We start from the raw sequence: 9,964 nt of genomic DNA on the forward strand, positions 1-9,964 counted from the left end.
CGAGTGCAACGAGGCTGCGATCTCTTGATCTTCAAAGCAAAATCAAAAGATCGCAGCCTCGTTGCACTCGTCAGCTCCTACAAGGGGATCGGTGTTTCATGAGGTCGCGCGGCGCTTGAGCAACAAGGTCAAGCCCAACCCGGTCACCGACAACAACGCCGCGCTAAAGAAAATCCACGAATAGCCCAGATTCAACGCCACCGCGCCCATCAATGGCCCGGCAATCGCCAGCGCCAGATCGAAGAACACTGCATAAGCCCCCAACCCTGAACCACGACTGGAACTCGGCACCTGTTTGATCGCTTCAACCCCCAGCGCCGGGTACACCAGAGACAGCCCAAATCCCGCCAGCCCTGCGCCAATCAACGCATACGCAGTGGAGGGCGCCAGCCACAACATCACCAGGCCGACGGTTTCAACCGACATGCAAACGATGGCCGAGGCAAACCCGCCAAACCGGGCGATGGCCGAGATGAACAACAGCCGCGACAGAATGAAACACACGCCAAACACGGTCAGGCAGTAAGCCGCACCGGTCCAGCCTCGGTTGAGGTAATAAAGGGTGATGAAAGTCGTCAGTGTGCCGTAGCCGATCGAGGCCAGCGTCAGGCTGGTGCCGTACGGCGCAATCTTGCCGAACACCGCCCAGAATGACAGGCGCTCGCCACGAATCACCGGCACCGAAGGCTTGTTGCGGATCAACCACAGCGCACCTGCCGCCAACGCCGACAGCGCGAGGCCCAGGCTGACAAAGCCATATTCGGCAACCATCACCACGCCCAGCGGCGCACCAATGGCGATCGCGCCGTAAGAAGCGATGCCGTTCCAGCCGATGGATTTCGCCGTGTGCTCGACACCAACCTGGCCCATGCACCAACTGATGGTGCCGACGCCGATCAGGCCTTGGGCAATACCAAGCAGCAAGCGCCCGGCAATCAGGATCAACAGGCTGGTCAGCGGAAAGCTTTGCAGCAAGGTCGACAGCAACGTCAGCGCGCCACTGAGCACAATCCCCCACAATCCATAAATGATCGCCTGCTTGGTGCCGAGCGTGTCCGACATGCGCCCGGCCATTGGCCGACTGAGCAGGGTGGCCAGATACTGCGAGCCGATCACCAGGCCGGCAATGATCGCGCTGAAACCCAGTTGCTCGTGGACGTAACCGGGCAATACCGCAATCGGCAACCCGATGCAGAGAAAGGCAATGAAGGTGTAGAAAACGATGGAGACGATCTGCAGGGTGATCGCCAGGGAGCTTTGCGGTGGCAGTGGCTGCGCAGACATGAGCACTCGTTCGCGGGCGGCGGTGGGAGAGTTGCCGACATCATGGCGCGGGGCCGGGATAAAAGAAAGCAGGCTAACTACTTCGCCTTAATGATCGCTCCCACGCTCAGCGTGGTAACGCCGCCATGGACGCTCTGCGTCCGCTGTTGGGACGCGGAGCGTCCCGGGCTGCATTCCCACGCGGAGCGTGGGAACGATCAATGTGGGAGCGAGCCTGCTCGCGAATATCTGCACACCCACAATTCCCAACCGCCGAATGCAAAAAGCCCCGTCACAGGGACAGGGCTTTTAACTTGCAGCTTGCCGCTTGAAACTAAAAGCTGCTCTTAGAAAACGACGCCCTGGCTACGCAGGTAGTCGTCATAAGTGCCGCTAAAGTCGGTCACGCCGTTCGGGCTCAGCTCGATGATGCGCGTGGCCAGGGACGATACGAACTCACGGTCGTGGCTGACGAAAATCAGCGTGCCCGGGTAGTTTTCCAGCGCCAGGTTCAGCGCCTCGATCGATTCCATGTCCAGGTGGTTGGTCGGTTCGTCCATGATCAGCACGTTCGGCTTTTGCAGGATCAGCTTGCCGAACAGCATGCGACCTTGCTCACCACCGGAGATAACCTTGACCGACTTGAGGATCTCGTCGTTGGAGAACAGCATCCGGCCCAAGGTGCCACGAATCATCTGCTCGCCCTGGGTCCACTGACCCATCCAGTCGAACAGAGTGACGTCGTCTTCGAAGTCGTGAGCGTGGTCCTGAGCGTAGTAACCCAGTTCAGCGGCGTCGGTCCATTTCACACTACCGGCGTCCGGGGTCAGTTCATTGACCAGGGTGCGCAACAGGGTGGTCTTGCCGATACCGTTCGGGCCGATGATCGCAACGCGCTCGCCGGCTTCAACCTGGAAGCTGAAGTCCTTGAACAGTGGCTTGCCATCGAAACCCTTGGCCATTTTCTCGACCATGACCGCCTGACGGTGCAGCTTCTTGTTCTGCTCGAAACGAATGAACGGGCTGACGCGGCTGGAAGGCTTGACCTCGGCCAGCTGGATCTTGTCGATCGCTTTGGCGCGGGAGGTGGCCTGCTTGGCTTTCGAGGCGTTGGCCGAGAAGCGGCTGACGAACGATTGCAGTTCGGAAATCTGCGCTTTCTTCTTGGCGTTGTCCGACAGCAGTTGCTCGCGGGACTGGGTCGCCACGGTCATGTATTCGTCGTAGTTGCCCGGGAACAGACGCAGCTCGCCGTAATCCAGGTCAGCCATGTGCGTGCACACACTGTTCAGGAAGTGACGGTCGTGGGAGATGATAATCATCAGGCTGTTGCGCTGGGTCAGGATGTTTTCCAGCCAGCGAATGGTGTTGATGTCCAGGTGGTTGGTCGGTTCGTCGAGCAACAGCACTTCCGGATCGGAGAACAGTGCCTGCGCCAGCAACACGCGCAGTTTCCAGCCTGGCGAAACTTCGCTCATCGGGCCGAAATGCTGGTCCAGCGGAATGCCCAGACCCAGCAGCAATTCGCCGGCGCGGGATTCGGCGGTGTAGCCGTCCATCTCGGCGAATTCGGTTTCCAGCTCGGCGACGGCCATGCCGTCTTCTTCGGACATTTCCGCCAGCGAATAGATGCGATCGCGCTCGGCCTTGACCTTCCACAGCTCTTCGTGACCCATGATCACGGTGTCGATCACGGTGAATTCTTCGTAGGCGAACTGATCCTGGCGCAGCTTACCCAGACGCACGTTCGGCTCGAGCATGACCTGGCCACCGGACGGATCGAGATCGCCGCCGAGGATTTTCATGAAGGTCGACTTGCCGCAACCGTTGGCACCGATCAGGCCGTAGCGATTGCCTGCGCCGAATTTGACCGAAACGTTTTCGAACAGCGGCTTGGCGCCAAACTGCATCGTGATGTTAGCTGTGGAGATCAATTACCTTACCTATCAATGGGTTAGAGCTGGTCTGTGGTGCCTGGTACAAACTTGAGTACCAATCTGGAGCTTTTCCATCTCCCCCCAGTCTGTGCTTGAGTTGAGCCAACGCGCATAAGCCGTCCGCAACTGGGGCCGTTGAAGGCAAGCTGCTGAGCGACGAGTACGGGGTTCTTGTTGGACATTGGCGCGCATTGTCGCATAACTCAGACGGCAGTTATATGGCAGGCAAACGGGCGTACACATCGGCTCGTCCGAGAAACGACCGATATCCGCTGATCAAAATCTCGAAAACCCGAATGAACTCACTCGACCATTTGCACTTCGGAAAGTTGAGCAGCAGCCATTTTGTTCAAACGAGTGAGGACCAAGCCATGCGAGCAATGACCTATCACGGCGCCCATGACGTGCGCGTCGAAACCGTACCGGACCCGAAACTTGAAGCCGCCGACGACATCATCCTGCGCGTCACCGCCACCGCCATCTGCGGATCGGACCTGCACCTGTACCGAGGCAAAATACCCACCGTCGAGCACGGCGATATCTTTGGCCATGAGTTCATGGGCATCGTCGAAGAAACCGGGCCAGCCGTTACGGCGGTGCAGCGCGGCGACCGTGTGGTGATTCCGTTCGTGATCGCCTGTGGCGATTGCTTCTTCTGCCAGCAAGAGCTTTACGCCGCCTGCGAGACCACCAATGAAGGCCCTGGCGCGGCGCTGAACAAGAAAATGATTCCGCCGCCAGCAGCGCTGTTCGGCTACAGCCGTATGTATGGCGGGATTCCCGGTGGCCAGGCGGAACTGGTGCGGGTACCGAAAGCCAATACCGGCCCGTTCAAGGTGCCGGGCACGCTGTCGGACGAGAAAGTGCTGTTCCTGTCCGATATCCTGCCGACTGCCTGGCAAGCCGTGATCAACGCTGGCGTCAAACAGGGTTCGAGTCTAGCCATTTACGGCGCCGGGCCGGTCGGTTTGCTCACCGCAGCCTGCGCCAGGATGCTCGGTGCCGAGCTGATCTTCATGGTCGACCATCACCAGTACCGCCTCGATTATGCCCAGCGCACCTATGGCGTGATTCCGATCAACTTCGATGAAGACGATGACCCGGCCGACACTATTACCGGCCAGACTCCCGGCCATCGCGGCGTCGATGCCGTGGTCGATGCCGTCGGCCTTGAAGCCAAGGGCAGCACCACCGAAACGGTCATGGCTACACTCAAGCTGGAAGGCAGCAGCGGCAAGGCCTTGCGCCAGTGCATCGCCGCTGTACGCCGTGGCGGCGTCGTCAGCGTTCCGGGCGTATATGCCGGGTTCATCCACGGTTTTATGTTCGGCGATGCATTCGACAAGGGCCTGACCTTCAAAATGGGCCAGACTCACGTACAGCGCTTTCTGCCGGAACTGCTTGGCTACATTGAAACCGGCAAGTTGCAGCCCGAAGCGATCATCACTCACAGGCTGTCGCTGGAGCAGGCGGCCGAGGGTTACAAGATCTTCAATAAGAAGCAGGAAGAATGCCGCAAGGTGATTCTGACCCCGGGTGGCAGCGATGTTCCGCTGGCGCAGCTGGATGAAACCACGCCGTTCGCACCGGCCACCTGAAACCGAGGAGTTTTCATGGCGCTACCGTCATCTTCATTCGCAGCTCCCGTACGCGCATGGTTCGTGAACCTTTCGCGTACGGGCTGGGGAGGGCGCATTTTCTGGCTGACCCTGGTCGGGGTAACCGTGTTGCTGTTGATCAGTGGCTACACCGGTTTGGTCAGCACGGGCCGCGACACCTTGCGCCTCGCCACACTTGGCGGGCTGTCGGGTTTTGCCGCCACGGCAGTCGGTGCGTTATTGGCCTTGGCGTTGCGGGCGATTACTTCGCGAACCCAGGACACCATGCTTGGCTTTGCGGCGGGGATGATGCTGGCCGCCAGTTCCTTTTCACTGATCCTGCCGGGCATTGCGGCGGCGAAGGAGGCGGTGAGCAGTCCCATGCTCGCCGCTGCCGTCGTTGTGGCCGGCATGGCCTTGGGCGTGGCGTTGATGGTCGGCCTTGACCGCTTCGTTCCTCACGAACATGAAAAAAGCGGCCGGCGCGGCCCTGAAGCCAAGCGCTTCAATCGGGTCTGGCTGTTCGTGCTGGCGATCACCCTGCACAACCTGCCGGAAGGCATGGCGATCGGCGTCAGCTTCGCCACCGGCGACATGAAAATCGGCTTGCCGCTGACCACTGCGATCGCCATTCAGGACATTCCAGAAGGACTGGCTGTGGCGTTGGCGCTGCGGGTTACCGGCATTTCCGCAGTGCGTGCAGCGTTGATTGCCGCTGCGTCAGGATTGATGGAACCGTTGGGCGCGATTATCGGTTTGGGCATCACCAACAGCTTCGCGCTGGGCTTCCCGGTAGCGATGGGCCTGGCCGCCGGCGCGATGATTTTCGTGGTGTCCCACGAGGTCATTCCGGAAACTCACCGCAACGGCCACGAAACACCGGCCACGCTCGGGTTGATGCTTGGCTTCGGCGTGATGATGTTTCTCGACACGGCTTTGGGTTAGCCACCCGACGCACACCACTGAGCGCATCGCCCCGCACAAAAAAGGAATTTTTTTCAGCGCCAATCACTCTTTCGTTTATAGGCAATGCCAATAACGCAGGGGAATGAGTCATGTCGCTGATCGAAATCCCGACCAGGAAGTCTTCGGGTAAAACATCCACGCCGGCGGATACCGAGAGCCGGCTCTATGACCGATTGCTGGCGGAAGACTCCACGGTTGATCGCGCGGCACTGGACTTCCTGCGCCGACAACTGAGCAAGGCGGCTGCGCTGTCTGACGATTTGCCGGCCAGCGCCGAAGAGCTGCTGCAATGGTCGGAAACCCGCTGCGCCAGCGTCGCTGCCGAGTACGCCGATTACCTCGAACAACGTCAGCAGGGCGCGCCGCGCCGCTATTTCCGCAACAAATCCCACGCGTTGTATTTCATTCTGCATGTGGCACCGACCAAAGAGGTCGATGGCGCCTGGCTGGCCGGGTTGTTGCCGCAGTGGCAGGATCCGCGTCTCGACGATTTGCTCGATACCTATCTGGAAGAGCTGGGCGAGGGCGTGCCACGGCAGAATCATGTGGTGATCTATCGCAAGCTGCTCGCCGAGCATGACTGCTCCGATTTGAGCGGTCTTGCCGACGAGTATTTTCTGCAAGGCGCGGTGCAGTTGGCGCTGGGACGCTTCGGCGGGCAGTTTCTGCCAGAAGTCATCGGCTTCAACCTCGGCTATGAACAACTGCCGCTGCACTTATTGATCAGTGCTTATGAGCTGGCGGAACTGGGCATCGATCCGCACTATTTCCGCCTGCATGTGACCATCGACAACGCCAGTACCGGGCACGCGCGCAAGGCTGTGCAATCAATGCTCGAACTGATGCCGCTGGGTGAAGAGCGCGATGAGTTCTATCGGCGCATGGCTGTCGGTTATCGCCTCAATGACATTGGCAAGGGCACAACCGCCGTGATCACAGAGTTCGATCTGGACCACGAAGTCATCGCCATGCTTGAGCGCAAGGCTGTGTTTGGCCGGCACATGCATTCAGATTACTGCCGCATCGAAAACCGCACCATCAATCAGTGGCTGGCCACGCCGGGGCAAATGGGCGAGTTTCTTTCGGCGCTGGAGCGCAAGAGCTGGATCAAGCGCGGCGAGGCGGTGGAAGAAAGTCGTTTCTGGCGTTTGATCGACGGCAGCGATGCGGCGATGTTCGGTGTGTTCAACGGCTATGAAAAACAGCTGCTGCGCGACTGGATCACTCAGGATTGCCCGGCATCCCGGCCTCGGCCTTATGTGCGCCGGGAAGCTGCTGTCGAGGAAACCTTTGACGATGATGCCGATCTGCTCAATCTGGAAGCGGCACTGGCCGACAAACCTGCCGCCGAGCAAATGGCGATGTTGATGCCGTGGCTGCAACCGCAGCGACACTGGCGCCCGGCCGGACTTTTTGCGACGCGTCGCTTCATCCAACTGCGCGCCCGCTTGCGTTGAAACAAGGAGGCTTCATGTCGGCACAAGAAACATCCGATAGAGCCCTGTTCGAGCTGGGCAAGCGCCTGCTCGACTGTGGTTATCACTTCATTACTCCAACGCCATTGACCCACGAACGTTATCTCCAACGCTTTGCCACGCCGCTGGCCAAGGATCTGCGCGATGTGTTTGGTTGGTCGATGCCGTTTCCTTCAGAGCTGTTTTGCGCAGACGAGCTGGCCAGCCTGGAGCAGGCCGGCGTAGTCGAACGCGATGGCGCCGTGTGGCGCAGCCATGTGCGCTGGTCGACGCTGAATGACCGGTTGTTCGCCCACTCGGCGTTCCCGACGACGGCGAGTGATGCGGTGTTCTTCGGCCCCGACACTTATCGCTTCGCCCAGGCCATCGAAGCGCAATTGCAGCAACGCTTTTCGCCGATCAGACGCGCGGTGGACATCGGCTGCGGAAGCGGCGCCGGCGCGGTGGTCATGGCCAAGGCACGTCCTGATGCCGACGTGCTGGCAGTCGACATCAATCCGCGGGCGCTGCGCATGAGCGCGGTTAACGCCGAGCTGGCGGGCGCAAACAATGTGTCGGTGTATCACAGCGATCTGCTCGCCAGTGTCGAAGGGCAGTTCGATTTGATCATCGCCAATCCGCCGTACATGAACGACGAACAACAGCGCGCTTATCGCCACGGCGGCGGGGCGCTGGGTGAGGGTTTGTCGGTGCGGATCGTGCGTGAGGCGTTGCCGCGCCTGGAAGTCGGCGGTACGTTGCTGGTGTACACCGGCGTGGCGATCGTCGCCGGGCAGGACCCGTTCCGCGAGGCCGTGGCGCCTCTGCTCAAGGGCGAGCGTTTTGGCTGGACTTATCGCGAACTCGATCCGGACGTCTTCAGTGAAGAATTGCTCAAGCCTGAATATGAGCGCGCCGAGCGAATCGCCGTGGTCGCACTGACGGTAACCCGCGAGCAGTGACCGATAGTTGGGCCACTGCTCGCGCGGTGGCCTTCAGCGATTTCTGATGCGCGAGATCGTCAGCAGGCAAACCCCTACCAACATCGCAGCCCCGGCTACCAATAGCGGCGAAGGGCGTATCGGCTGCCGCGAAATACGCTCGATGCGCCCGGCGACGGAAGCGCGCACTGGCGCAGCAGGTTCCGCCAGATAAGGCGCTTTCTCGATCTCCAGGCGTAAGCCGTCCGGCATTACCAGCGTCAGCCCTTCGATCGTGCCGGCAATTCTGCCCGGATAAACCGGCTCACCGGTCGGGTCGAGCTGGTCGTAGAAGAATATTTGCCCTTCAAGCCAGCCGATGGCGGTCTGCAACTCGGGTCCCAGGTAATACTTTCCATCGAGAAAAAAGCCAGAGAATTGCGGCGCGCGCTCGACGCTTTCAATTCGATAGCGCTGACCTGGTTTCATACCGGTTTCTGGGGCGATCATGGGGGTTCCTCCGTTATTGGTAAGCGATAGAGGAGCGCGTGCCAAGCGTGGTTCCATCGAAATGAGCAACGGGCGTTTGTATGGATTCAAGTGTGCTGGAGCTTTACACGCAAACGCGCAAGACAGTTTTTCACAGTTGAGGGTTCACTATCGGTTACGAACTGTGGCTAAAATGCCACCCTTTCACCGAGCGCCCGGAAACGGCGCGGGCCAAGGACGCGCCCTGTGCATCAAGACCGCTGCATAAGACGCTGGGCCTCAGGTCGCCACGCGCGCAGTTTGTTCACTTTTGACGTGTGACCCTTTTCCGTGAAACTCATCATTGCCGCTGTCTATGTCATCTCCATTGCTTACGTTCACTTGCGTGGGCGCGTGCGCCACAAGCTGGGGCGGCAATTGAGTGACCACTCGACGTTCCTCGCGCCGATCAACTGCTTCCTCTATCTGTTTTCCAGGATGCCCAACAAGCCGTATCTGAACCCGGCAGACTTTCCCGATCTGAGCCCGTTGCAGGCGCACTGGGAAGAGATTCGCGAGGAAGGCCAGAATCTGCTGCGTGCCGGCGAGATCAAGCGCTCGAATCAGTATGACGATGTCGGCTTCAACTCCTTCTTCAAGACTGGCTGGAAGCGCTTCTACCTCAAGTGGTACGGCGACAGTCATCCATCGGCGATGAAGCTGTGCCCACGCACCACCGAACTGGTGCAGAGCATCGGCTCGATCAAAGCGGCGATGTTTGCCGAGCTGCCACCGGGCTCGAAACTGGTGCGCCATCGCGATCCGTACGCGGGGTCCTATCGTTATCACCTGGGCCTGGATACGCCGAATGATCCCGGCTGCTACATCAACGTCGACGGCGAGAACTATCACTGGCGCGATGGCGAAGCGGTGATGTTCGACGAGACGTTTATTCATTACGCCGAAAACACCACGGATCAGAATCGCATCATTCTGTTCTGTGACATTGAGCGGCCGCTGAAATACCGCTGGGCCGCCGCGTTCAACCGCTGGTTCAGCCGCACCGTGATGTCAGCGGCAGGCGCGCCGAATGATGCGGGGGACAAGACTGGTGGCATCAACCGCTTGTTTACCAAAATCTACAAGATTCGTTTGCGCGGCAAAGAGCTGAAGAAGCGCAACCGTACGCGGTATTACCTCGAGAAATGGGCGATTTTTGCCGCGTTGCTGGCGATCTTTATTCTGATCTAAAGGCTTGCGGTGTCAGTACCGGCCTCTTCGCGAGCAAGCTCGCTCCCACATTTGATTTGGGTGAATGCAAATATTGCGTCCGACTCCAAACCCTGTGGGAGCGAGCT

At 59.5% G+C, this 9,964-nt stretch carries 8 protein-coding genes; 5 read left to right on the forward strand and 3 right to left on the reverse strand.

The features are described from left to right. Positions 1–96 precede the first annotated feature (96 nt). Complete coding sequence (locus tag QMX86_RS25530; RefSeq protein ID WP_282387001.1) at positions 97–1,284, reverse strand: MFS transporter; 1,188 nt, start codon at positions 1,282–1,284, stop codon at positions 97–99. Between the two features lie 326 nt (positions 1,285–1,610). Beyond that, entirely contained in the window at positions 1,611–3,197 is a 1,587-nt protein-coding gene (locus QMX86_RS25535) for an ABC-F family ATPase (protein WP_282387003.1), read from the reverse strand. A gap of 374 nt (positions 3,198–3,571) precedes the next feature. On the opposite strand from QMX86_RS25535, the gene QMX86_RS25540 reads away from it, so the two are divergent. The 4 genes from QMX86_RS25540 to QMX86_RS25555 all read left to right on the forward strand — a co-directional run bounded on the left by QMX86_RS25540 (position 3,572) and on the right by QMX86_RS25555 (position 8,180). After that, positions 3,572–4,798 carry a zinc-dependent alcohol dehydrogenase gene (locus QMX86_RS25540; protein WP_024012926.1) on the forward strand — a complete coding sequence of 409 codons (1,227 nt, stop codon included), beginning with the start codon at positions 3,572–3,574 and terminating at the stop codon, positions 4,796–4,798. Positions 4,799–4,813: 15 nt separating this feature from the next. Beyond that, positions 4,814–5,743, forward strand: coding sequence for a ZIP family metal transporter (locus QMX86_RS25545; RefSeq protein WP_122698304.1), 930 nt, complete (start codon positions 4,814–4,816; stop codon positions 5,741–5,743). A gap of 110 nt (positions 5,744–5,853) precedes the next feature. Continuing rightward, positions 5,854–7,221, forward strand: a complete 1,368-nt coding sequence (locus QMX86_RS25550) for an iron-containing redox enzyme family protein (RefSeq protein ID WP_282387005.1) — start codon at positions 5,854–5,856, stop codon at positions 7,219–7,221. Between the two features lie 14 nt (positions 7,222–7,235). Further along, positions 7,236–8,180, forward strand: coding sequence for a class I SAM-dependent methyltransferase (locus tag QMX86_RS25555; RefSeq protein WP_282387006.1), 945 nt, complete (start codon positions 7,236–7,238; stop codon positions 8,178–8,180). A gap of 33 nt (positions 8,181–8,213) precedes the next feature. Here the strand turns inward: QMX86_RS25555 and QMX86_RS25560 are convergent, their stop codons facing one another. After that, positions 8,214–8,648 carry a short chain dehydrogenase gene (locus QMX86_RS25560; protein WP_122750363.1) on the reverse strand — a complete coding sequence of 145 codons (435 nt, stop codon included), beginning with the start codon at positions 8,646–8,648 and terminating at the stop codon, positions 8,214–8,216. Positions 8,649–8,957: 309 nt separating this feature from the next. Here QMX86_RS25560 and lpxO point away from each other — a divergent pair, with 309 nt between their 5' ends. Continuing rightward, positions 8,958–9,857: a lipid A hydroxylase LpxO gene (gene lpxO / locus QMX86_RS25565; protein WP_039764006.1), complete on the forward strand. Its 900-nt coding sequence runs from the start codon at positions 8,958–8,960 to the stop codon at positions 9,855–9,857. Positions 9,858–9,964: the final 107 nt, after the last annotated feature.

Source organism: Pseudomonas sp. PS01270, from assembly GCF_029959775.1.
GTDB classification, from domain to species: domain Bacteria; phylum Pseudomonadota; class Gammaproteobacteria; order Pseudomonadales; family Pseudomonadaceae; genus Aquipseudomonas; species Aquipseudomonas atacamensis.

Bases quoted from the DNA above. Each gene is read 5' to 3' on its own strand.
- QMX86_RS25530 (WP_282387001.1), bottom strand. From the start codon at position 1,284: ATGTCTGCGCAGCCACTGCCACCGCAAAGCTCCCTGGCGATCACCCTG.
- QMX86_RS25540 (WP_024012926.1), top strand. From the start codon at position 3,572: ATGCGAGCAATGACCTATCACGGCGCCCATGACGTGCGCGTCGAAACC.
- QMX86_RS25545 (WP_122698304.1), top strand. From the start codon at position 4,814: ATGGCGCTACCGTCATCTTCATTCGCAGCTCCCGTACGCGCATGGTTC.
- QMX86_RS25550 (WP_282387005.1), top strand. From the start codon at position 5,854: ATGTCGCTGATCGAAATCCCGACCAGGAAGTCTTCGGGTAAAACATCC.
- QMX86_RS25555 (WP_282387006.1), top strand. From the start codon at position 7,236: ATGTCGGCACAAGAAACATCCGATAGAGCCCTGTTCGAGCTGGGCAAG.
- QMX86_RS25560 (WP_122750363.1), bottom strand. From the start codon at position 8,648: ATGATCGCCCCAGAAACCGGTATGAAACCAGGTCAGCGCTATCGAATT.